Genomic DNA, 24,047 nt, shown 5'->3' with positions numbered 1-24,047 from the left:
AAAAAGGACACACTATGGAACTTTTTGATGAACCGACAACCAAGACTCCAGAACAAAAACAAGCGATTTTAGACAATGTCCGTTTACCAGAAGATTGGAAAACGGCATTAGCAGATGAGCTAACGTCTGAAAATATGGACAATCTACGCGCATTTTTGAAGGAAGCCTACCAGTCCGATGATAGTATCTATCCGCCTGCACCATTGATGTTCAATGCGCTTAATCTCACGCCGTTATCACAAGTCAAAGTGGTAATCTTGGGACAAGATCCTTATCATCGTCCAGGTCAGGCTATGGGGTTATCATTTTCTGTTCCTAAAGCCATTCCAAAGCCACCATCATTGAATAACTTGCTCAAAGAAATGGCAGATGACATTGGTATTCGGCCTTCAGCGCATGGCGATTTGACGTACTGGGCGAAGCAAGGCGTTCTCCTGCTTAATAGCTCACTAACTGTACGAGAAGGCGAGCCAAACAGTCATCAAAATAAAGGTTGGGAACAGTTTACTGATGCCGTCATCGATGCCGTCAATGAACAGACAAAGCATACCGTATTTATTTTGTGGGGTAGTAAAGCCCAGAAGAAAGGCAAGTATATCGATACCGATAAGCATTTGATTCTGACAGCGGTACATCCATCACCATTGGCGGCAAATCGTGGCGGCTTCTTTGGCACTAAACCTTTTTCTAAAACAAATGACTACTTGGTGCAGTATGGCCAAATTCCAATTGACTGGCAATTACCACAATAAATGCAAAATATACAGAATATAAGCTTAATGCCGTATCAACCTTTAAATATTCAGGCTAGCACCTTTTGGTCAGTTGAAGACGTTAAATGGATGCGAGAGGCAATCCAACTTGCTAAGCAAGGCGCTGAGCGAGGAGAGGTACCGGTAGGTGCGGTATTAGTACATGATCAGCAGATTATCGGCCAAGGATTTAATCAACCTATTAGTAGCCATGATGCTACTGCTCATGCAGAGATAGTTGCATTAAGAGATGCTTGTACGCGTTTAGAAAACTATCGACTGCCGCTACAGACTACTTTATATGTCACTCTGGAGCCTTGTACAATGTGTATTGGTGCATTAATCCATGCGCGTGTAAACAAGCTGGTGTACGCAGCGAGTGAACCGCGTGCTGGGATGGTTGGTAGTCAAATGGACTTATCATTACAACCTTTCTATAACCATAGTATTCAAGCCTATAATGGATTATGCAGCGAGCATAGCAGTCAAATACTTAAGACATTTTTTCGTGAGCGTAGGCAAGCGGCAAAAAAGAATAAGGCCACTATGTAAACTCAAAATACTAATAAACAAGATATCAGTCTTGGTGCTAGTGGTCACGATGATTTTTTGCTATAATATTGCCCTATTTGATAGCACCCATCTTAATAGGCTATTAAAGACTTAACATACGAATAAATATCGTTTTATTAATGACATATGATAAGCGATATAAGTAACGCATATTATTGAGTAAGTATTATGACTAGTTCTACACCTGATAATGTTTTACTCAATACAGAGAATAGCCATACCTTATCAATGCGCTATCCTGTTATTTGTATCGATGGTCCTAGTGGCGCTGGTAAAGGCACGGTCACATGGCGTCTAGCACAAGTGTTAGGCTATCAGTTGTTAGACTCTGGTGCGCTTTATAGAATTGTTGGTCTAAAAGCCTTTGAAGCAGGTTTGATTAGCGCAGATGCTAGCCAACCAATTGACGAAGATGCTGTATTAGCATTGACTGAAAGCTTAGAGATAGCGTTTGTACCGAACAATGACTCAGGGCGTGTAGATATCATTGTTAATGGACAAGCAGTAGGTGAGCAAGTACGCAATGAAACGGTCGGAGGCTATGCATCACAGATAGCTGTTTTTCCACAGGTTCGCCAAGCATTGCTCAAGCTACAACAAGATATGGCCACTCGTTCTGGTTTGGTTGCTGATGGCCGTGATATGGGTACGGTCGTTTTTCCAGATGCTGATGTTAAGGTGTTTTTGACAGCCAGTGCTGAGGCACGTGCTGAGCGCCGTGTGACTCAATTATTGAACGCTGGTCAAACAGCAGATTTTGAGGCAATTTTAGCGACGATAAAAGAACGTGATGACCGTGATGAAAATCGTAGTACAGCGCCATCGAAGCCTGCGGCAGATGCGTTATTACTTGATAGTTCAGAGCTTAATGCTGATGCAGTATATGAGCAAGTCAAAAAGCATTGCCAAGATAAAGGTGTATTTTTCACTAGTTAGTCATTTAATAGCTAGTAAAAACAACATATTAAGTACTAAAAAGTTTCCTATTAATCATTGTTTTAGTATAAAATAATACGGTTAAGTGAAATTTTATTAAAGCAGTAAGAAAAATTTAGTTTATTCAAGATGTTGCATTCGATATAAGACAGTTGTTGTTAGTCAGTTTTTATTACGATGAGCTCGCTATCAACAAACGTTTTTTTATATGATTGCATGGGATATAAAACCAGTATTTCGTTCTATACAATCATAAATTTGATCCGTACTGTGCTGGACAGGATACGGCTATACAAAGGTAGACATAATGGAATCATTTGCTGAACTATTTGAAGCGAGCATTGAAGAGCAGGGCCTAGATATCGAGCGTGGCTCGGTTATTACAGGTGCTGTTGTGGCCATCGATAGCGATTGGATCACAGTAGATACTGGTCTTAAATCTGAAGGTATCGTCGCTCGTGAAGAGTTTTTAAGCGAAGAAGGCGAACTTGAAGTTGAAGTTGGCGATAGCGTTGATGTCGTAGTTGAAGCGGTTGATAACGGCATGGGTCAAACCTTGCTGTCACGTGAGAAAGCTAAACGTGTTGAAACTTGGAACTTCCTTGAAAAAATCGCTGATAACGATGAAATCGTTAAAGGTATCATTTCAAGCAAAGTTAAAGGCGGTTTCACTGTAGATATCGGTTCAGTACGCGCGTTCTTACCAGGTTCATTGGTAGATGTACGTCCTATCCGTGATACAACGCATCTTGAAGGCAAAGAGCTAGAATTCAAAGTCATCAAACTTGACCAGAAACGCAACAACGTTGTTGTTAGCCGTCGTGCAGTTATGGAAGCTGAAAACTCAGCTGAGCGCGAAGAGCTATTGAACAAGCTTGAAGAAGGCATCGAGATCGAAGGTATCGTTAAGAACCTTACTGATTACGGCGCGTTCGTTGATCTAGGTGGTATCGATGGTCTATTGCACATCACTGACATGGCATGGCGCCGTATCAAGCATCCATCTGAAGTTGTTGAAGTTGGCCAAGACCTAAAAGTTAAAGTATTGAAGTTTGACCGTGAACGCAATCGCGTAAGCCTAGGTCTAAAACAACTTGGTACTGATCCTTGGGATAACGTTGGCGGCACTTACCCAGTAGGTAGTGTTGTAAAAGCTCGCGTAACCAACTTGACTGACTATGGTTGTTTCGCTGAGATTTCTGAAGGTATCGAAGGTCTAGTACACGTATCAGAAATGGATCATACCAACAAAAACATCCACCCATCTAAAGTTGTTCAAGTGGGCGATGAAGTTGAAGTAATGATTCTTGATATCGATGAAGAACGTCGTCGTATCAGCCTAGGTATCAAACAAACTCTAGCTAACCCATGGGATGAGTTTGATAAGAAACATGAGCGCGGTGATAAAATCACTGGTACTATCAAATCAATCACTGACTTCGGTATCTTTATCGGTCTAGACGGTGGTATTGATGGTCTTGTTCATCTATCTGATATCTCTTGGAACGAAACTGGCGAAGATGCTATCCGTAACTACAACAAAGGTGACACCGTTGAAGCAATGGTATTGTCTGTAGATGCAGAAGCTAACCGTATCAGCCTAGGCGTTAAGCAGTTAAGCTCTGATCCATTCAACGAATACCTAGTCAACAATGACCGTGGTGCTATCGTTAATGGTAAAGTAAAAGAAGTAGATGCTAAAGGCGCTACTATCGAACTTGCTGACGAAGTTGAAGCTTATCTACGTGCTTCTGAAATCCAACGTGATCGCGTTGAAGATGCAACTAAGCATCTAACTGTTGGTGATGACGTGGAAGCGAAAATCATCAGTGTTGATCGTAAAACACGCAACATCAACTTGTCTATCAAAGCGAAAGACGAAGCTGAAGAGCGTCAAGCGATTAAAGATCTTGGTAGCACGAACACTACTGCTGCTGCTCCAGGTTCTGATGCACAGCCAAAAACTATTGGTGATTTGATCAAAGAGCAAATGCAGTAAGCTGCAAACTATTGATATAAAAGTAATATAAAAAAAGCGACTTCGGTCGCTTTTTTTTATGATTAGATTTTATTAACACAGTTAGTAATAGAGGTTTTTAGCCAAATGGGCAAACTCTTATTCCCATTTACGCTAATATCCGCTATCATTTGCACCATTGAGTAACGAGATGATAGTTATAAGCTTTTTGTAGTCATAATGCGATTCTGAATGTTAGTTTTCAAAGATTCAGTCTTTATAATTCAATTATCCACACGCGTTTACATACTATAGAGCGTTGACTTATCATCAGCTTATCCATTAATCAACAAGGCAAGCGTAATAATGCAGCAAGCGATTAACAAATCCGAATTTATTAGTAATTTGAGTGCAAACTGTGACAACATGGCAGACACCGTGGTTGATGACGCAGTGCGTGAAATCTTAAACTTGATGACCCATACTTTAGCCAATGATGGCCGAGTCGAAGTTCGCGGATTCGGTAGTTTTTGTCTACATCACCGCCGTGCCCGTATGGGACGCAACCCTAAGACAGGTGAAAGTGTACCTGTACCGGCTAAAGCGATTCCACACTTTAAACCAGGCAAGGCCTTACGCGAAGCAGTAAACGATACGGTAGCAAACGGTTAGTTAAACCAGCACTGGCTATCTAACCGTCAAAATTTATCATTCCAAACTGAGGTAACTGTCTCATGCGCTTTCTACTATTTGTATTGCTATTCTTGAGCTTTGCCTATTCACTTGGTTTGGTATTGGCAAATAATACTGAGGTCGGAGTCAACCTACTGTTTTCACAAGCACCTACGATGAATCTAGGGTTGCTACTTATTTTGTGTTTGATGCTAGGTATTGTCATTGGTATTTTACTGGCATTGCTTATCTTTCGTGTGCTGCAAAATAAGTGGGAAATCTCACGTCTGCAAAAAGCAAACGCAAACCTGCAAGAGCAATTGACTCAAGCCAATACAGTTATCGATCGTCAAGCAAGCGCGCCAACAGTAGATGAAGCTGTTTATGGTGCTTCTGCTGCTAATGTGCAAAGTAGTGACGCGACTAGCCTAACTGAAGGTTCTACTCTGTCTAAGCGTAGACGAGATTAATTCATTAGGTAATCTTTTATGTGATCTGCTAGGTGATAGTTCAACGAACGCAGTATTGACCTCAAATACAGTACTTTGATAACTTCAAAATATGTGGTAAAACCATGAATAATGTAATTAACTCTCCAGTTGTCGTCGCTCTAGACAATATGACGGTAGAGGCGTCTTTGGCGCTAGCTGATCAGTTAGATCCATCCCAATGTCGATTGAAAGTCGGTAAAGAGCTGTTTACCCGTTGTGGTCCTGATATCATCAAAGCATTGCATCAACGTGATTTTGAAGTGTTCTTAGACTTAAAATTCCATGACATTCCTAATACTACTGCCCAAGCAGTATTGGCTGCCGCTGAGCTTGGTGTCTGGATGGTGAATGTCCATGCTAGCGCAGGTCTAGAAGCCATGTCATTGGCAAAACAGCGCTTGCTAGATAGAGATCTCGATACCTTGCTTATCGCAGTCACCGTACTGACTTCTATGGATAGTGAAGCGTTGATGCAAACAGGCATCACTGATAGCTTAGATACCCAAGTGAGCCGACTAGCACAATTGACCAAGCAGGCTGGTTTAGATGGTGTGGTTTGCTCGGCTCAAGAAGCAAAGGCACTTAAAGCGTTATGTGGTCAGGATTTTAAACTGGTGACGCCTGGTATTCGCTTAGCTGAAGATAATGCAGATGATCAAAAACGTATCTGTACACCAAGTCAGGCGCTAATAGACGGTTCTGATTATTTAGTCATTGGTCGTTCGATCACTCAAGCTTCAGACCCTGCTGCTAAACTACAGACAATACTTCAAAGTATTTGAGTTTAAATAGACGTTAAGAAAAAAAGACAGCCTAAATGGCTGTCTTTTTACTTTTTAATGACATAGAAAAAGCTGCTACACTACTTAAATTTATTCTTACAACCTTTCTAAAATATAATAACTATATCAAAAACGCTCATTTAGCTAAATATCAGTAGTACTGCTATGAGCGTTTATCGCTAATTAGGTTTTTAATAATAACGCCACTAAATGATGTTGGATAATATGAAATTACAGATATTGAGTGACTTACATATTGATAGTTATGCACGTCAATTGCACCCTGTTGGACATATTCCTAAAACTGATGCAGATTTAGTATTGGTAGCAGGGGATACTGCTAATAGCGACAAAGGTATGCCGTGGTTGCAAGAGCAAGCAGCGCTCTTAGAAGTTCCCCTGATTACTATCGCTGGTAATCATGAATACTTTGATGAAGATGTGTTGAGCTTTGACCATAAACTGGCAACTTGGGATAACTATGATACTGCGTCTAAAAAAGGGGTTCGCGTCTTACAATGTCAGCATATCGATATCGGTGATATACGCCTTTTAGGTTGTACGCTTTGGACTGATTATCAGTATCATGCTAACGAAGACACCATGGCCGCTGCTAGGAATTTTATGCGTGATTATAAGCAGATTTACGCAGGCAACGAACTGTTTTCACCTGAAGTATCTATGCAGATTCATGCTGAGCATCGTCAGTGGCTACAGCAAGCTTTGATCGAATCTTATAAACTTGGTAAAAAAACTGTGGTAATGAGTCATCATAGCGTCAGTGCATTATCGGTGTCTGAAAAATATGCCAATCTACCGAGTAATGCGGCTTTTGTTAGTGACTTGTCAGGGTGGATGCACGAAGATTGGGCACCGATGCTTTGGGTACACGGACATACTCATGAAGCATTTGATTATAAAATTGGTAATACGCGAGTGATCGTCAATCCACGAGCTTATCCTAATGAGGTTAGTAGTACGGCATTAGAGTTTGCATGGGACAAAGTCATTGATATTGGCTAGGAACGCATGTAAATATTTGGCAAATCTTCATTTATTTTAGGTATAGACTCTTTTAAATAAAGTGTTTTTTGAAAGAGTGAAGGTATTTATAAGATATATTGCAACTAGATTTGTCTGTGGTTCATTCCTGATAAGAAATCTGCTAGGCTTGCTGTCATGAGTAAATATCTAAATAACACCCTGTCCAAAATATCTGCTGACAAGCTCGCGAGTCACACCCCAAGCGCGCCTGCACCTTCGCACCTACCAGATAGCATGATTTCCTCCGTCAGCCTATTGCCTGAAAATAAGCGGCTGATTCTATTTACCAGGCACTCTTTACGCGAGCGCTCTGATGGTAATGGTTTTGCTAGCTATCAGTTACCGTTGACTCCTAAAGGACGCATACTGGCAAAGTCTTGGGGTCGATGGTTATCAGGTCATCTACCATATTCGCTCGACGTCGATAGTATATCTAGCCCGATTGGGCGTTGTATCGATACCGCGCAGTTGATGCAAGAGGGGGCAGGACTACGGCGTGACATTACGCATCAATCATTGTTAGTTGAGCCTGGTAGCCTCGTCACTGAGCCTGAAATAGCCAATCCTGTGTTCAAAGAAATTGGCGTCCTGAACTTTATCAATCGCTTTTTGCAAGGAAATCTCGAAGGGACCAAAAACACCTATCAAGGCGGTTTGGATATCCTGTCGCTTTTTTACCAGAATCAGCCGCAGCACGGCCATCTGATGCTCGCTGTGAGTCATGACACGTTGCTATCTGCATTCTTAGCCGTCATGTTCGATGTGGTAGAGATTGATTGGAATGATTGGCCAAAGATGATGGAAGGCGTGTTCTTATGGTTTGATGATAAGCCATTTGATCAAGCGAGCGCGCATTTCATTTGGCGGGGTCAGGTATATACTCGGCCGATTAGTTCATTATTAGAAGGTTATCGTGCAGCTGGTTACCATCCTAGCAAGTTGCTATTGCCGCCAGAAGTAAAGTGGAATTGATACTTTGTTCAAACATTGAAATGAGTTGATATAGCAACTATTCGTTGAATACATTTTGAATAGGCATAAAAAAACCTTGCCACGGTATTAGAACCAGTGACAAGGTTTTAGTCATTACGCTATAAAAGCGAAATGCGGTCTAACCAATACAAATCTTAAGCTTGTAAGCCTTTGATTGTTTTGTTTAGGCGGCTCTTACGACGAGCAGCTTTATTCTTATGAATAATACCTTTGTCAGCCATACGATCAAGAACTGGTACCGCTTTTTTGTAAGCTTCGGTAGCCGCGTCATAATCTTTAGCTGCGATAGCCGCATCAACACGTTTTAAGTAAGTACGAACCATAGAGCGTTGTGACGCAGAGTTCTGACGACGTTTGGTGTTTTGACGGGCGCGTTTACGAGCTTGTGCAGTATTAGCCACGCGTATCTCCTTGATAAAGATAGATAAAAATATGAATGTTGATTGCAATAATGGGTTTAACAATCATCGGTGACGAGCAGCCGTCTCGTCAAATATGATGTCGATGTCTGATATTAAAGTATCTAATATGAATAGATCATCGTAAGCGCCAGAGCTGTTTGGAATAATTAAACAGCGTTGACGTGTAAAGCCGATTATCTTAGCAAATTATTGAACTAAGGACAATATATTTGATGATTAATGCTCAAAGAAGTTACGTAATATCATCGAATTTGGGTCATTCTAGTAACTAAATCAATAGTAAGCGTTGATAGACGTAGAGGGTTGATAAAATCTCTTACAATATATCCTATATAATAGCGTCAGTTATTGAGGAATTTAGGTATGATATTCTAACGATAGACCTTGATATAGGTATTTTCTCATCAATATAGTTCATCTAATGTTATATAAGTGGATAGGGTATGCAGCGAAAAGCAATTGTGATTGGCGCAACAGGGTTAGTAGGGCAGCATTTGGTAAAGCAACTGAGTGAGCTTTATGACACATTGATTGTGATTGCTCGTCGTCCGCCACGCTACATTAATGCCAGCATGCGTTTTTATCAAATTAATGATTTTGATAATCTCTCTGAAGTGTTTGCAAGCGTTGGTGCCGATCGAACCACGGATGCTTTTAGTTGTTTGGGTACGACAAAAAAGCAGGCTGGTAGTGATGAGGCTTTTCGCAAGGTAGATCGAGACTATAACGTAAACTTTGCCAAGTTATGTCGTGACAAAGGGGTCGAGAATTTCTTTTTACTCTCCTCAATGAATGCGGATATTGACAGTCGTTTTTTATACAATCGAGTCAAGGCTGAGACAGAGCAGGCTGTTATGGCATTAGATTTTGGACAATTGGTCGTCTTCCGCCCGTCGTTATTGCTTGGTAAGCATAAAGGTCGTCCGCTTGAGAGCATTGGTCAAAAAGCCTTTAAACTCATCTCGCCGCTCGTGTCAGAGTCACTATCGTTACATCCTATTTCTGCTAAACGCGTTGCCAGTGCTATGGCCATGAGTGCTCATGATATCTACCATCGTAGTAAATATCGTACTGAACCTCAAATTAAGCATATCGACATTATTGAAAATAAGCAGATGCTAGCGATGACCCGTGTTAAAAAATAAAAGGACAGTTTTTCTAGTGACAGATTCAGTCTTAAAACTGGAAAGTTACAGATATCGATTGTTAATTGCATTGGGACAAGATTGCATTAGAACAAAAATATAAGAGTAAAAAACACAATAACTATTAACTATTATCAAAGCATCAATCAGTATTGAAACACCAGTCAGTTGAATCACTAAAACAAGGAGCAGAAGCAATGTCAGAATCGATACAAATGGATAGAGGGAATTTTGTCACTTGTGATCTATTGGATGCCAATCCTGAGTCGCAAGTATGCTTGCCAAATATCGAAGGTAAGTCATTCCGTCAGTTTGGTGCGAAAGACAAATTCTGCGGCGAAATCGTGACGGTTAAGTGCTTTGAAGACAATAGCCGTGTTAAATCACTACTGAATAGCGATGGCAAAGATAAAGAAGGCAATGGCAAAGTATTGGTTGTTGATGGTGGCGGCTCTATGCGTTGTGCATTGTTAGGCGATATGATTGCACAATCGGCTATCGATAACGGCTGGGCTGGAGTTATTGTATATGGTTGTGTCCGCGATGTTGATGACATGGCAGAGATGGCGCTTGGTGTGATGGCGCTTGGTTGTATCCCGCGTAAATCGACCCGCCGAGATGAAGGTCAAACAGATGTCGAAATCAGCTTTGGTGACTTAACGTTGAACTCGGGTATGTTCGTTTATGCTGACAACAATGGCATCATCGTTAATGATAAATCACTTATCAGCTGAAGTTTTAGGCTTGGCTTGATTAGTAAAAACGAAAACCTCAGCTTATCAGTTGGGGTTTTTTGTTATGTAATGACAGTTAAAGCGCAATAATCGTTGTTAACACTTACTCATTAATGGGTAAACTCTTAAGTGACAAACCGTTACGGCATAAGTTTTGGTAATTGCTCAAATATTCGTATAATAGCTTTCTGACTCCTTAACTTTGATCCTATTCTTTATGCCTATTACTGCTTTGACTGATGCGTTTGACCCTATTAACCAGCAGTTGTTTCCTATCCAAAATGCCGAGCGGCGTTGGCTAGCGCCTGTCCATGGTGCGGTCAGCAGTTTATGGTTGGCAAGCTTGGTGCAAACGCCTATGTGGAATGTTGCCGAGCGCCTAAAAGTTGTGGTGGCACGTGACCAGAACCAACTCAATCAAATAGAGACTGAGCTGGCATTTTGCGGAGTCGATGCTTACGTATTCCCTGACTGGGAAACGCTAACCTATGATGAGCTATCTCCACATCAAGACATCGTTAGCGAACGCATCAATCTGTTGACGGATATGCCAAAAACGGGCGTGCTGCTTATTTCGATACAAGCATTAATGCATCGCGTCGCACCGCCAAGCTGGTTAATTGGTCAGCATTTTGATTTGAGTGTCGGCGATCGATTTGATATCAATACCCAACGTGGGCTGTTGGCAAAAGCAGGTTACCGCGCTGTTGAAAATGTCTTTGAACCAGGTGAGTTTGCAGTGCGTGGCAGTATTATTGATATTTTTGCCATGGGTCAGCCTTTTCCGCTACGTTTAGACTTGTTCGATGATGAAATCGAAACGATTCGCTTTTTTCATCCTCAAACGCAGCGTACATTGACTGCTGATGATTTGAAGGCTATGTTAACGGGCACTGATACCAGTATGGCGAAAGAGTCATTGTCACTACTGCATAAGATGCCAGATATCTCTAAACCTATCGACCAATTTCAAATATTACCCGCCAAAGAGTTTCCGCTCGATGAAGGGCGTGAGACGTTCCGCACGAACTTTGCTGCGATGTTCCCTAATACCAGTAGCCGTAAGTCTGAGCTGCACAAAGACGTAATGGCAGGGATTGCCAGTAGTGGATTAGAGTATTATCAGCCACTATTTTTTGACTTAAAAGATTGGGAGGCGGAGAGTAGCTTATTTTCCTATTTACCAAGCGATGCATTGTTTATCACCGATGAATTAATCAATGAAAAACAAGCTGATTACTGGTCACAAATCCAGCGTCGCTACGAAGAGCGTCGCCATGATATTGATAAGCCTATCGTAGAGCCAGCAATGCTGTATCTATTATCTAACGCGCTTAATGAACAGCTCAATCAATATCCACGAGTTATATTAAGTGCTCGTGATGAACTGGCTACGATGAATGATGTGGCATCGTCAGAAGGTAAAGATTCCTCTCAGCCGCAACTCTCACTAACGCCTACTAAACAACAAGGACTGGTGACATTAAGTGCTCAAGAGCCGCCACAATTAGCAGTTAATCATCAAAAGTCTGAACCATTATCAGAATTGCTCGACTTCTTGGATACGCAATCAAAGACTTCAACACCCGTACTAATCGTTGCAGAGACTGCAGGCCGTCGCGAGATTCTCATTGAACTCTTCAAAGGCAAGATTGATATCAAGGCGTATGATAGCTTTGAGGCATTTTTAGCCGCAGATAAAACCAGCGCTATTAACAACAGTCACTTACCGCATGTCGGTTTGACCGTAGCGCCAATTGAGCGCGGTGTCTATGTGCCTGAGCGTTTGGTGCTGATTAGCGAGACACAGCTGTTTGGTCGTCAAGTATTACAGACACGCCGTCGTCGCCAAAGCGGTGTGTCAGAAGAGTTCTTAGTCAAGAGTGTTACTGAAATAACAGATGGCAGTCCAGTAGTGCATATCGAGCATGGTATCGGTCGTTATAATGGCTTAATTACCTTAGATGTGGGCGATGGTGAGCAAGAGTTTATCCACCTAAAATATTCTGATGACGCTAGTATCTATGTGCCAGTGGCCAATCTGCAAATGATTAGTCGCTATAGTGGCGGTGATCCTGCCTTAGCACCGCTCCATAAGATCGGTAGTGGCAAATGGGATCGAGCCAAGCAAAAAGCATTAGAGCAAATTCATGACGTCGCTGCTGAATTGCTCAATATGCAGGCAAGACGTGAGGCCAAAGTTGGCATTCATTTCAAAATAGACCCATCGCAGTATGAGCTATTTGCCAGTCAGTTTGCCTTTGAAGAAACCGCCGACCAAGCCAATGCCATTTATGCCGTAATGGAAGACATGAGACAAAACCAGCCGATGGATCGTCTCATTTGTGGCGACGTTGGTTTTGGTAAAACAGAAGTCGCGATGCGAGCGGCGTTTATTGCCGTTAGTGCTGGTTATCAGGTTGCCGTACTGGTGCCTACCACATTACTTGCCGGTCAGCATGAAGACAATTTCCGCGATCGTTTTGCCGATTGGCCAGTTCGCATTGAAAGTTTGTCTCGCTTTGGCGGCAAAAAACATCAAGAAATGGTACTGGCCGATTTGGCCGCTGGCAAAGTGGACATTGTCATTGGTACTCATAAACTGCTACAACCAGATGTGAAATTTGCAAATCTTGGCCTGATGATTGTGGATGAAGAGCATCGCTTTGGAGTACGTCATAAGGAACGTATCAAGGCCATTCAGACAGATGTCGATAGTATGTCTATGACGGCAACTCCGATCCCTAGAACGCTAAATATGGCGCTCTCAGGTATGCGCGATATGTCGATTATCGCCACACCGCCTGCTCGTCGTCTTGCCATCAAGACCTTTGTGATGCAAAAGACAGAAGCCCTGATGAAAGAAGCCATATTGCGTGAGCTTCTGCGTGGTGGGCAGGTATATTTGCTACATAATGATGTTGCTAGTATCGAGCGTATGGCAGAGACCATTCGTGACCTAGTGCCAGAAGCAAGAGTAGGAGTAGCTCATGGGCAAATGCAAGAGCGCCAACTTGAGCAGATCATGCAGCAGTTTTATCATAAAAAGTTCAACGTGTTGGTTTGCTCTACCATTATCGAGACGGGTATTGATGTGCCCAATGCCAATACGATCATCATTGAGCGTGCAGATAAGTTTGGTCTTGCGCAATTACATCAGCTGCGTGGTCGAGTAGGACGTAGTCATCATCAAGCGTATTGTTACTTACTAGTGCCTTCTCTGAAAGGACTCAAAGGCGATGCCAAGCGCCGTTTGCATGCGATTGAACGCGCCAATACTTTGGGTGCAGGTTTTATGCTGGCAAGTGAAGATTTAGAGATTCGCGGTGCAGGTGAGATACTAGGCAAGCAGCAAAGTGGTAATATGCAGGCGATTGGCTTTAGCTTGTATATGGATATGCTTGAGCGTGCGACTAAAGCCATCAAAGCTGGCAAGGAGCCTGATTTAAATACACCATTGTCGTTGACCAGTGAAATCAACCTACACAGCTCTGCTCTTATTCCAGAAGAGTATCTACATGACGTGCATCAGCGCTTATTGTTCTATAAGCGTATTAGTAATACCGATGATAAAGAGGCGTTGACGGATATTCGTACGGAAATGATAGATCGCTTTGGGGCACTGCCAGATCAAACCAAGCAGCTATTCGCTATTCATGGATTACGCTTACAAGCAGAGCCGCTCAAAATCAATAAAATCGATGCCAATAGTAGTAGTATGACGCTGGAATTTGCGCCTGATACTCCAGTTGATGCGTTAGCGATTATTAAATTGATCCAATCAAATGGTCAGCATTATCGTATGAATGGCGCATCTGGCATCCGTTACCAAAATAGCGATAAACTGGCCACACCGCAACAGCGAGTGACGGTCATACAAGAACTGCTGCGCTATTTTAGCGAGCATATGGTGACAGAGCCTGCTTAGCACATAGTTGGTTGTTAAGTAGGCTAGGTAGTTAATCTAAGCCAGTAAATTATGGTGCTATTTTATCAACCCGATAACTGATAAAATAGCTAAACTAACTTTTTAACCTTCTGTATTTTATTTGCATTAAACAACAAGAGAACCGTCATTATGTTCCAACTTCATCATAAACTTGCTGCTGATAGTTTTTTAGTGGGGGATTTTCCATTATCCACTTGTCGTTTAATCAATGACTGCCAATTTCCTTGGCTTATATTGGTGCCGCGTGTCTCCGGTATCAAAGAGTTATATGAGTTGTCTGAGGCAGACCAAACACAGTTTTTACGAGAGTCGAGCTGGTTGTCGAGTCAGTTAGCCAAAACCTTCCAAGCCGATAAAATGAATGTAGCCGCTCTTGGTAATCAAGTACCACAACTTCATTTTCATCATATTGTCCGTTATCAAAATGACATGCAGTGGCCAAACCCAGTATGGGGTGTGCCAGCTGTGCCATATACTAAAGAAGTGTTGGCGCAAATGCAGCAAACATTGATGATGGCATTACGTGGTCATCACCAAATGCCGTTTGATTGGCAAATGTAATTATCAGTCTATTCTGCCTTCAATAAGAATAGCTTGAACCTAAATTTTATAGGTAAAAAGAGAGGCCAGATACTTAAATGTATCTGGCCTCTCTTTTTAATTAAGTTTGAATACAACTGTAAAACAGCCAATAAACTAGACAAAAGGTCGCCTTGTAGTCATCAGTAACCTTGTTTAAACTTATTTCGAAAGTATAATATATTATTAGATATATCTTATGATAAATCGTCATAAGGGCAAATGATGCACATGTGCTAGTGTAGTATGCCTTTGTCTCTCAGATAGCTCACCTTATTTAAGTGAAACTCATATGACCTTCTCAGAGACATTCAAACCAATGACGCCGTTAAAGGACACCGGGACCTGTCGTTTTGACTATCCAGAAGTGTTCGTGTTAATACTGACGGTTGTATTGCGTGCTATATACTACGACTTCCGCTCTATCTCAATGGCACTATTGGTTATTATTACATTGCCAAGCCTCATGATCCTGATATATAACTACCGACGCCAGACCAGCTTTTGGACGTCTAATATCGTTATTATTCTATTATCGGTTGTCATCGGCTCACTACAATGCTGTACGGTCATATCAATCAGCTTGGCTGCTTTGATTGGTGTGCGTATCATTCTTAGCCGACCTGAGAATCACCTCAGACTGTTATCTGTATCTGTTGTGACGATTATTGTATTTTACTACGTTAGCATAGTCCTAGATGCGAATAGTATGGGCTTTGATGAGGGCTTATTACCATTGATAGTAATGGTGGCAAGCTTAGGCGTTATTTTGTATCAGTTCTGGCGTATATATCAAGAGTACATTGGTTATAAGGCTTCTGCCCATAAGGCAGGGGGACGCCTAAGCACAATGGTATCAGTGATCAATAAGCTGACCCGTTTTGTACCACCACAAATTTGGGAGCCTATTGTCAAATCGGATAGCCCCGTTAGTGTTTCTAATAAACGCGCAAAAATAACTATCATGTTTTCAGATATTGTCGGCTTTACCGAACTGTCTGATAGTCTAAGCTCTGACAACTTGTCAGACATTCTCAATACTTATATGCATTGTATGACGTCAATCGCTGATAAACATGGCGCAGTGCTTGATAAGTTTATTGGTGATGGCATGGTATGTTTTTTTGGTGAGCCGAATAGCCGCGGCTCGCGTCAAGATGCACTAGATTGTGTGGCGATGGCAATTGATATGCGCCGAGAAATGCGCACCTTACGTCAGAAATGGCGGTTAATGGGGTTTGAAGGCTTGTATATACGTGTTGGTATCACCACTGGCTACTGTCACGTTGGTAATTTTGGTAGTAATAGTCGATTAAGCTATACCATCATTGGCAAAGAAGCCAACCTAGCTTCTAGGCTTGAGTCCTGCGCGGGCAAAGATCAGATATTGGTCAGTGAAAGCACTTACGATTATATTTGCCATAACTATGAATGTGAGCACGTTGCCGCATTTTGCGTGAAGGGTATTGATGAAAAGGTCGATGCATGGCAAGTACTTGACCCTAGTGCCAGTACAGGTCATTTATCTAAATGGGTCGACCACACATTGCCTGGTTTCAATTTGCATTTAAATTTTAAAGATATGAAAGACAATGATTATCAAGATATTAGAGCTCGTTTAAATTTTGCGTTGGAACGCATCGAGCAAGAGGAAGAAAAAGTAGCAAAGGGCATAGCTGCAGAAAGTAAACGTGAGAATGCCAATCGCAAGTAAGCGTTTCAAGTTTAATATCTCAAATTCATATATAGAAAAAGGCCAGCTATCATATAGCTGGCCTTTTTAGTCATAACTAGGAAGTATTATCAGTGTTTAATGATTTTCTTTAGCGTGATTGAGGGTATATTTAGGGACTTCGATGGTCAAGTCATCATCATCAAGCATGACCTGACAAGATAAACGTGAATCAGGCTCTAGTCCCCAAGCACGATCAAGCAGATCGGCTTCAATATCATCCATCTCATCCAAACTGTTGAAACCTTTACGTACTACGACATGACATGTGGTACAAGCTTTTGACATCTCACAGGCATGCTCGATTTTAATGCCTTTTTCTAATAGTGCTTTGCACAAGTTTTCACCAGCTTGTAGCTCAACTTCTGCACCTTCAGGGCAAATTTCGTGATGGGGTAGTACGGTAATTTTTGGCATAAATTATCTGTCCGATGCTAATCAATTTAAAAAATATTAGAAGTTAGCTTAATATGTTAACTAAGCTATATTTGTCGATGTATTTATTACCAGTCTTTGGCACTAGTACCGGCCATACTGGTCTTGACGCTTTGATTCATAATACGTGCAGCAAAGGCATCACTATGTGGCTTAAGCTGTGCTTGTTGCGTTTCAATAAGCGCTAAGTCATCAGTGCTAAGAGAGTTACGTAGCGCTTGTATATGCTCTGCTAGGGACTGTTGTTCTTCGACAGAGAGCAACGCCGAAAATTCGTTAAGTGCCGACTCTAGGGCAAGTACTTCACGTTCCGCTTCTACTTTGGTCTCAATTAAAGAACGCGCATTTTTGTCTTCTTCTGCGTGTTTAAACCCTGCAACAAGCAACTGTTCTTTTTGCTCATCTGATAGACCATAAGAAGGCACAATCTCGATTTTGCTTTCTGTTTTGGTTGTAGTTTCTTGCGCACTGACAGTAAGCTGACCGTTGGCATCAATACTAAAGGTAACTTCAATACGAGCAAACCCAGCTTTCATTGGCGGGATACCATACAGCTCAAAACGTCCCAGTGAGCGACAGTTTTCTACCGTCTCGCGCTCACCTTGCACCACGTGAATCACCATGCCTGTTTGACCATCTTGGTAAGTAGTAAACACTTGACGTTTTTTTACAGGGATAGGCGTATTACGTGGTATCAGTACTTCAACCAAACCACCCATGGTCTCAAGACCTAATGACAATGGCGTCACGTCCAATAACAATAAATTGTTGTCACTATCACCATTGACCAATTGATGAGCAGTCTGGGCAGCGCCCAAGGCAACCACCTCATCTGGATTTAAACGGCAAAGTGGCTGCTTAGCAAAAAATTCAGTCACGATTTGCTGTACTGCAGGCATACGAGTCGAACCGCCCACTAAGATAACTTCATCTAGATCTTTAGTAGACAGCTTAGCATCGCGTAGTACTTGTTCGCACACGCTTAGCGTACGGCGACTAACAGGCTCTACGATAGTTAGTACATCTGTACGGCTTAATACGCCTTGATAAGACTGACCATTGACACTAACACTGATGTCCACTTGCTCAGCGTCAGTCAATGCTTGTTTATAAGCTTTAGCTTGTTGAGCTAGTATTGATTTGTCATGTAGGCTTACGTCTTTTGGATCGATATTTAATTGTTTAATAATCCAATTGGTAATAAGACGATCAATATCATCACCGCCTAACGCACTATTACCACCAGTTGCCAATACCTCAAAGACACCATCGGTAAGTTTTAAGATAGAGACGTCAAAAGTACCACCGCCCAAATCATAGATTAAGTAATAGCTTTCTTTTTTATTGTCTTCTGATGATTGGTCAAGACCATAAGCGACCGCAGCCGCCGTTGGTTCATTGAGTAAACGTAGTACGTTGATACCCGCTGCTTGAGCGGCATCTTTGGTTGCTTGGCGCTGTGCTTCATCAAAATAAGCGGGTACCGTAATTACGGCACCTTCAATGCTATCTGCAGGTAAGGCACTCGCTGCACGTTGCTCAAGAGCGGCTAAGATACGCGCTGATACTGCAACAGGAGAAACCTCGCCTTGAGCCGTTACAAAGGCAGGCATATCATCTTTATTACCAGATAACTCATAAGGATGAGAGAATTTGATATCAGCTTGACTACGACCCATAAAACGCTTAGCCGAGACGATCGTATTTTTTGGATCATCCGCTAAATGCGCTAGGGCATCATAGCCAACCAATGGCGTACCAGTCGCTGGATAATAGACAACAGACGGTAATAATGTATCTGTCTCTGACCCTGCCTCTAAGACTTGTGCCTTACCTGAACGCACCACAGCAACCAACGAGCGTGTAGTGCCAAGGTCAATGCCCAAGCCAAATTTATGTTGGTGAGGTTGAGCGCTTTGATTGGGTTCAGCAATTTGCATTAAAGACATAAGGATAACTCAGAGATAAAATGAATAAGTGAAATGGAGCAAATATAGCATATGTAGTACGAAAGCTTAACGTCGGTAATCTCACTCCATGGAATACAGATTCTGACAGTTTGACGCGCTTAGGCTCAAAGATTATACGGTATCACGGTTACTATTTTAACCAAATATATAGAATTTAGCTTATTAGTGAGAGCCATAACCACAGACGTTTAGACGTATAGGTCATCGTCATCTGAATGCGACGAATTTGCGACATCATCAAGCCCAGTCGTCACATCAGCATTTAGCTTAACCAAAAATTTTAGTTTCTGTGTCGCATCAATCGCTGTTTGCCAATCTTGATTTTGATAAGCGTTGCTAAAGCGTTCAGATTGATTTGCTAGACGCTCTGTAATTTGAGGATGTAATTGCTGCAAGGCTGCAAGATCTTTGTCTTCGATAGCATCATCTAGATCCATACGCATCTGCATCGCATCTTCCAAAAAGTCTAAATCTGCGATTGAATGCTCTATGTTTTGTGCTTGATCCGCCATGTCTAGTAAATAACCAGCACGACTATCAGGAGCGCTTAGAGTCTGATACGCTTGATTGATTAAAGCCGATGCTTTTTCAGACTGCAACTGTGCTTGAACCATATCGGTCTGATTTTTGGCAACATTATCAGGATGATAGCGTTTTTGCAGCAAGCGCAAACGTTGCTCTAGACTGCTTTGATTAATTTCAAATTGTACAGGCTGCTCAAATAGGGCAAAGAAGTTATCAAACTGTGGTTCTGAAGTAATATCTGTCATAATCTGATGCCTTGCTTTTTTATTTGTTTTTGAGGTCATGACCTAGCTAAGAATACTGAATCGCTTGGCTAACTAAATTAACCTTTCTTCATAGCGATAGCAGAGATACTGCACTATTCTTATGAAAGTTTGTTGAAGCATAAATATATCGGTTTTCAGCCATTGAATAATTAAACTGTAAACGACTCACCGCAACCACATTCACCCTTTTGGTTAGGGTTGGTGAATTTAAAGCCTTCGTTTAGACCTTCTTTTTCGTAATCCATCAACAAGCCGTCTAAATATACGAGGCTTTTAGGATCAATAAAGATGCTAACACCGCGACTTTCATAACGCGTGTCATTTTCATCAGGGGTATCTACAAACTCTAAAACGTAAGCCAAGCCCGAGCAACCCGCCGTACGGATACCAACTCGAATGCCTTCGCCTTTGCCGCGATTGTCCAAAAAGTCTCGAACATGCTGAGCGGCGCGTTCTGTCATTTCAATCATGCCAACTCCCATTGACTATTAATCATAAATATCAATAAAAAAATCTAGATAAACTGACAACCAGAATTACAAGATTGCCAAAAGTGTAGGCTTACGACTATTAGAAAACAAAAGGTGACAATTACATAAGTGTCATTGTCACCTCTTTAGCGTCAGTAGCGATTACACATTGCTACTTTAGCGTTGCTAGTACAACGTAGCGCATACGCTAGCAGGCTTAGCCTAGCTTAATTTAGATCGCAGCTTCTTCTGCTGGAGCTGCTACGCCATGCTTACCTTTATAGTCGCTAATAGCGGCTTTAATAGCGTCTTCTGCAAGTACAGAGCAATGCACTTTTACTGGTGGTAATGCTAGCTCTTGAGCGATATCGTTGTTTTTGATTTCGCCAGCTTGATCCAAGCTTTTGCCTTTTAACCACTCAGTAACAAGCGAGCTTGAAGCAATCGCTGAGCCGCAGCCATAAGTCTTAAAACGCGCATCTTCGATAATACCATTATCGTCGACTTGGATTTGTAGACGCATTACATCGCCACATGCTGGGGCACCGACCATGCCGGTACCAACGTTTTTGGCATTTTTGTCAAGATTACCAACGTTGCGTGGGTTTTCGTAATGATCAATAACTTGGTCACTATAGGCCATGGGGTTTTCTCCTAGTTAGATGATGAGTAGTCGTTTATCAACTTTAAGTGTCTAACTACTCATCGATAATTGGGGTCAAACGCTTAATTTAATTGTCTGATCAATCGTTTCATAAATATGTTGCTAGCTATATTAAAAAGCTATATTAGAAATTAATGCTCAGCCCACTCGACTGAGTTTAGATCAACACCTTCTTGATACATATCCCAAAGTGGTGATAGGGCACGTAGTTTGTCAACGGCTTCATGCATCTGTTTGATAACGGTATCGATGTCTTCGTCAGTAGTATAACGGCCGAAGCTAAAGCGGATTGAGCTATGTGCCAATTCATCTGGACGACCAATTGCACGTAGTACATATGATGGCTCAAGCGTTGCTGACGTACAGGCTGAACCTGATGATACCGCTAAATCTTTAAGTGACATCATCAATGACTCGCCTTCGACGAAGTTAAAGCTGATGTTTACAATGTTTGGTACGCTATTCTCAAGATCACCATTTAAGTAAATCTCTTCGATGTCTTGTAGGCCATCCCAAAGCTTTTGACGCAATTTTGCAGCATGTGCATGGTCGGCTTCATAGCTTTCATTAGCTAAAGCAAATGCTGCGCCTAGGCCAACGATTTGATGCGTTGGTAAAGTACCTGAACGCATACCACGCTCATGACCACCGCCATGTTGCTCAGCTTTCAAGCGGATACGTGGCTTACGACGAACAAACAATGCACCGATACCTTTAGGGCCGTATGCTTTATGACCTGAGAAGCTCATCAAATCAATTTTCATTTCTTCAAGATTGATTTTTACTTTACCAACAGACTGTGCGCCATCAACATGGAAAACTACGCCAGCTTCGCGAGTGATTTCACCAATCGCTGCAACATCAGTAATAGTACCAAGCTCATTGTTTACCATCATAAGTGATACTAAAATAGTATCATCACGCAGTGCTGCTTTTACTTGCTCTGGCAAGATAAGACCTGTGCTTGGCTGTGGCTCAAGATACGTAATCTCAAAACCTTCTTGCTCAAGCTCGCGGCAGGTATCTAATACAGCTTTGTGCTCAATTTTACTGGTAATGATATGTTTGCCACGAGACTGATAAAAATGTGCTGCACCCTTAATAGCTAGGTTGTCAGACTCAGTCGCACCAGAAGTAAAGACGATTTCGCGTGGATCAGCGTTGATTACTTCAGCCACTTGACCGCGAGCAGTTTCTACTGCTTCTTCCGCTTGCCAGCCGTAACCATGTGAGCGTGAAGCTGGGTTACCAAAGACACCATCTACAGTCAAATACTCGCTCATCTTGGCAGCTACTGATTTAGCAACTGGGGTAGTGGCGGCATAATCTAAGTATATAAGGTTGTTATGTTGGCTCATGCTGGGTTTGCCTCGCTGTTCGATAGAGTAATAGTATTAATGTCTTTTATGGAAATATCTTTTGTAGAGGTGTGCTGACGCTCTGAGACTGACTGCACGTTTTCCATATCTAATAATTGCGCTAATGTTATATTTTTCAAGTACTGTTCGATATGATTTGATAGTGCACACCACAGATCGTGAGTTAGGCACATTGTACCACCTTGACAGTCACCGCGTCCTTCACACTGCATCGCATTTACTGACTCATCAACCGCAGATATGATGCTCATCACATCTATCTCATTCAATGGTTTAGCTAGGTGGTAACCACCTGCAGCACCGCGAATACTCGTGACAAGGCCGCGTTTGCGGAGTTTAGAAAATAACTGTTCAAGATACGAGATTGAAATCGATTGCCGTTTGGCGATATCGGATAATGATACAGCACTGTCTTGTTGGCTAGTCTGCAATGCCAAATCTAATAATGCGGTAACAGCGTATCTGCCCCGAGTAGTCAAACGCATGTGTTATCTCCAAACTTGATGTCATTTATGTTTAACAACGATCTTAGCCAAAGGTTTTAATAAGTACTCATAAGATAAAAAGAGCAACCAATAATACGTCAGCTAAGTTTTGTCTTATCGTTATTGAACAACAGATGATTAACCCGATGTGTGCAACGATTAAGGTAATTATACTTAATCCCGAGTAATTTAGTCAAGATTAAAGTGTGGTTCAATGGTTAATCAAGCTTATTGCTGTAATTGATAAAAACAATGATGTTCAGAAGAGAGATATGAGTGAGATATAAGCAGCTTAATTTGTCTGCTCAGATATATTTGATCAAGTAAAAAATAAGCGTTCAATATCTATAGAAGACATTGAACGCTTATTTATAAGTAATTCAGCGAACCAAAACTAATTCATCAATAGTGCGATGACTGAACCGATCATAATGACAAGCGCAACAACAGTGACAATTATCAACGTCTTTTGCTTGCTTTGAAGCTCTTTTACGGTTGTTTCAAGTTCACGGTTTTTGATGGTCAAGGTATTAATCTGTGTTTGCTGTTCTTTAATACGAAGTTTGTAGTTGTTCTTTTTTTCTTCCAGATCAGCTTCTGTAGGTTTGGTTTTGGCTTTACCACCCTTTATCTTTTTGATCAGCCCCTGAATCAAGCTGCCAAGCCCAAGTTGCATAATAAACTGTTTAACCAGTTGTACTTGAATCGACTCACCGCGCATCTGTAGCTTTTCAGTGGTTTCGCTATCATGAGTGGTGATGGCGTTGATAACTTGAATGCTGTAGGCATTGATAACCACGTCAGGCTCACTACGACCAATCGGCAGCTGAGCATCTAGTAACACGCCTTTGGTACTAAAGGTGGCAAATACTTCTACATGCGGTAAATACAGGCGAAGCGCCACCACGGTGCCTTGCTTAGCAAGCGGATAAGCGGCCTTACGCAATTCAGGATCCAAACGTAACAATAATGTCAGCGCCGACTCGATAAATACTAAAATGATATTAAGAAAAGAGTGAGACAACGTAGAACGCTTCATGTAAGTAATCCGTTTTTTATTTAGCAAGTTTTAGATATTTAGCAAACAGAAGT

Annotated in this window: 23 protein-coding genes; 14 read left to right on the top strand and 9 right to left on the bottom strand. The window is 41.8% G+C overall.

Going from position 1 to position 24,047, the window contains the following annotated elements; genetic code table 11:
• The first annotated feature begins 14 nt into the window (after window positions 1–14).
• The 9 genes from ACQKC9_RS05190 to ACQKC9_RS05150 all read left to right on the top strand — a co-directional run bounded on the left by ACQKC9_RS05190 (window position 15) and on the right by ACQKC9_RS05150 (window position 8,179).
• On the top strand, window positions 15–752 hold the full coding sequence (locus ACQKC9_RS05190; RefSeq protein ID WP_427620775.1) for a uracil-DNA glycosylase: 738 nt from the start codon (window positions 15–17) through the stop codon (window positions 750–752).
• Between the two features lie 27 nt (window positions 753–779).
• The gene (gene tadA / locus ACQKC9_RS05185; protein ID WP_427620773.1) at window positions 780–1,304 is read left to right on the top strand and encodes a tRNA adenosine(34) deaminase TadA; all 525 of its coding nucleotides are present in this window, start codon (window positions 780–782) and stop codon (window positions 1,302–1,304) included.
• A gap of 249 nt (window positions 1,305–1,553) precedes the next feature.
• A complete protein-coding gene (gene cmk / locus ACQKC9_RS05180) occupies window positions 1,554–2,261 on the top strand; it encodes a (d)CMP kinase (RefSeq protein WP_427620943.1) in 708 nt (235 codons plus the stop codon).
• A gap of 307 nt (window positions 2,262–2,568) precedes the next feature.
• Window positions 2,569–4,260 (top strand): 30S ribosomal protein S1, encoded by a 1,692-nt coding sequence (rpsA, locus tag ACQKC9_RS05175; protein WP_427620772.1) that lies wholly within the window; start codon window positions 2,569–2,571, stop codon window positions 4,258–4,260.
• 324 nt (window positions 4,261–4,584) lie between these two features.
• Entirely contained in the window at window positions 4,585–4,890 is a 306-nt protein-coding gene (locus ACQKC9_RS05170; RefSeq protein WP_057759195.1) for an integration host factor subunit beta, read from the top strand.
• Window positions 4,891–4,952: 62 nt separating this feature from the next.
• Complete coding sequence (locus ACQKC9_RS05165) at window positions 4,953–5,360, top strand: lipopolysaccharide assembly protein LapA domain-containing protein (RefSeq protein ID WP_102091942.1); 408 nt, start codon at window positions 4,953–4,955, stop codon at window positions 5,358–5,360.
• Window positions 5,361–5,464: 104 nt separating this feature from the next.
• Window positions 5,465–6,163 (top strand): orotidine-5'-phosphate decarboxylase, encoded by a 699-nt coding sequence (pyrF, locus tag ACQKC9_RS05160; RefSeq protein ID WP_102091941.1) that lies wholly within the window; start codon window positions 5,465–5,467, stop codon window positions 6,161–6,163.
• Between the two features lie 225 nt (window positions 6,164–6,388).
• Window positions 6,389–7,186, top strand: a complete 798-nt coding sequence (locus tag ACQKC9_RS05155) for a metallophosphoesterase (protein WP_427620771.1) — start codon at window positions 6,389–6,391, stop codon at window positions 7,184–7,186.
• A gap of 156 nt (window positions 7,187–7,342) precedes the next feature.
• Window positions 7,343–8,179 (top strand): histidine phosphatase family protein, encoded by an 837-nt coding sequence (locus tag ACQKC9_RS05150; RefSeq protein WP_427620770.1) that lies wholly within the window; start codon window positions 7,343–7,345, stop codon window positions 8,177–8,179.
• 155 nt (window positions 8,180–8,334) lie between these two features.
• Here the strand turns inward: ACQKC9_RS05150 and rpsT are convergent, their stop codons facing one another.
• Window positions 8,335–8,601 (bottom strand): 30S ribosomal protein S20, encoded by a 267-nt coding sequence (gene rpsT / locus ACQKC9_RS05145; RefSeq protein WP_010200097.1) that lies wholly within the window; start codon window positions 8,599–8,601, stop codon window positions 8,335–8,337.
• A gap of 464 nt (window positions 8,602–9,065) precedes the next feature.
• Between rpsT and ACQKC9_RS05140 the strand changes: the two genes are divergently transcribed.
• The 5 genes from ACQKC9_RS05140 to ACQKC9_RS05120 all read left to right on the top strand — a co-directional run bounded on the left by ACQKC9_RS05140 (window position 9,066) and on the right by ACQKC9_RS05120 (window position 16,743).
• Window positions 9,066–9,767: an NAD-dependent epimerase/dehydratase family protein gene (locus ACQKC9_RS05140; RefSeq protein WP_057759204.1), complete on the top strand. Its 702-nt coding sequence runs from the start codon at window positions 9,066–9,068 to the stop codon at window positions 9,765–9,767.
• Window positions 9,768–9,964: 197 nt separating this feature from the next.
• Window positions 9,965–10,501 (top strand): ribonuclease E activity regulator RraA, encoded by a 537-nt coding sequence (gene rraA / locus ACQKC9_RS05135; protein ID WP_427620768.1) that lies wholly within the window; start codon window positions 9,965–9,967, stop codon window positions 10,499–10,501.
• A gap of 217 nt (window positions 10,502–10,718) precedes the next feature.
• A complete protein-coding gene (gene mfd / locus ACQKC9_RS05130) occupies window positions 10,719–14,429 on the top strand; it encodes a transcription-repair coupling factor (RefSeq protein ID WP_427620766.1) in 3,711 nt (1,236 codons plus the stop codon).
• A 150-nt stretch (window positions 14,430–14,579) separates the two neighbouring features.
• Window positions 14,580–15,011: an HIT domain-containing protein gene (locus ACQKC9_RS05125; RefSeq protein WP_057759208.1), complete on the top strand. Its 432-nt coding sequence runs from the start codon at window positions 14,580–14,582 to the stop codon at window positions 15,009–15,011.
• A 310-nt stretch (window positions 15,012–15,321) separates the two neighbouring features.
• A complete protein-coding gene (locus ACQKC9_RS05120; RefSeq protein ID WP_427620764.1) occupies window positions 15,322–16,743 on the top strand; it encodes an adenylate/guanylate cyclase domain-containing protein in 1,422 nt (473 codons plus the stop codon).
• Between the two features lie 96 nt (window positions 16,744–16,839).
• Here ACQKC9_RS05120 and fdx read toward each other — a convergent pair whose 3' ends face one another.
• The 8 genes from fdx to ACQKC9_RS05080 all read right to left on the bottom strand — a co-directional run bounded on the left by fdx (window position 16,840) and on the right by ACQKC9_RS05080 (window position 23,994).
• Entirely contained in the window at window positions 16,840–17,178 is a 339-nt protein-coding gene (gene fdx / locus ACQKC9_RS05115; RefSeq protein ID WP_427620762.1) for an ISC system 2Fe-2S type ferredoxin, read from the bottom strand.
• An 86-nt stretch (window positions 17,179–17,264) separates the two neighbouring features.
• Window positions 17,265–19,145 (bottom strand): Fe-S protein assembly chaperone HscA, encoded by a 1,881-nt coding sequence (gene hscA / locus ACQKC9_RS05110; protein ID WP_427620761.1) that lies wholly within the window; start codon window positions 19,143–19,145, stop codon window positions 17,265–17,267.
• Between the two features lie 209 nt (window positions 19,146–19,354).
• Complete coding sequence (hscB, locus tag ACQKC9_RS05105) at window positions 19,355–19,936, bottom strand: Fe-S protein assembly co-chaperone HscB (RefSeq protein WP_427620760.1); 582 nt, start codon at window positions 19,934–19,936, stop codon at window positions 19,355–19,357.
• A 170-nt stretch (window positions 19,937–20,106) separates the two neighbouring features.
• The gene (gene iscA / locus ACQKC9_RS05100; RefSeq protein WP_021814983.1) at window positions 20,107–20,427 is read right to left on the bottom strand and encodes an iron-sulfur cluster assembly protein IscA; all 321 of its coding nucleotides are present in this window, start codon (window positions 20,425–20,427) and stop codon (window positions 20,107–20,109) included.
• A 232-nt stretch (window positions 20,428–20,659) separates the two neighbouring features.
• Complete coding sequence (gene iscU / locus ACQKC9_RS05095; protein ID WP_057759218.1) at window positions 20,660–21,070, bottom strand: Fe-S cluster assembly scaffold IscU; 411 nt, start codon at window positions 21,068–21,070, stop codon at window positions 20,660–20,662.
• 152 nt (window positions 21,071–21,222) lie between these two features.
• Window positions 21,223–22,449 (bottom strand): IscS subfamily cysteine desulfurase, encoded by a 1,227-nt coding sequence (locus ACQKC9_RS05090; protein WP_238053183.1) that lies wholly within the window; start codon window positions 22,447–22,449, stop codon window positions 21,223–21,225.
• Window positions 22,446–22,955 (bottom strand): Rrf2 family transcriptional regulator, encoded by a 510-nt coding sequence (locus ACQKC9_RS05085; RefSeq protein WP_057759222.1) that lies wholly within the window; start codon window positions 22,953–22,955, stop codon window positions 22,446–22,448. Before ACQKC9_RS05085 ends, ACQKC9_RS05090 begins: the two co-directional genes overlap by 4 nt.
• 394 nt (window positions 22,956–23,349) lie before the next feature.
• Window positions 23,350–23,994, bottom strand: a complete 645-nt coding sequence (locus ACQKC9_RS05080) for a hypothetical protein (RefSeq protein WP_427620759.1) — start codon at window positions 23,992–23,994, stop codon at window positions 23,350–23,352.
• Window positions 23,995–24,047 lie beyond the last annotated feature (53 nt).

The sequence above is a fragment of the Psychrobacter sp. NPDC078409 genome, assembly GCF_050268505.1.
Classification (GTDB): domain Bacteria; phylum Pseudomonadota; class Gammaproteobacteria; order Pseudomonadales; family Moraxellaceae; genus Psychrobacter.
This window is presented reverse-complemented; position numbering and strand designations above follow the sequence as displayed.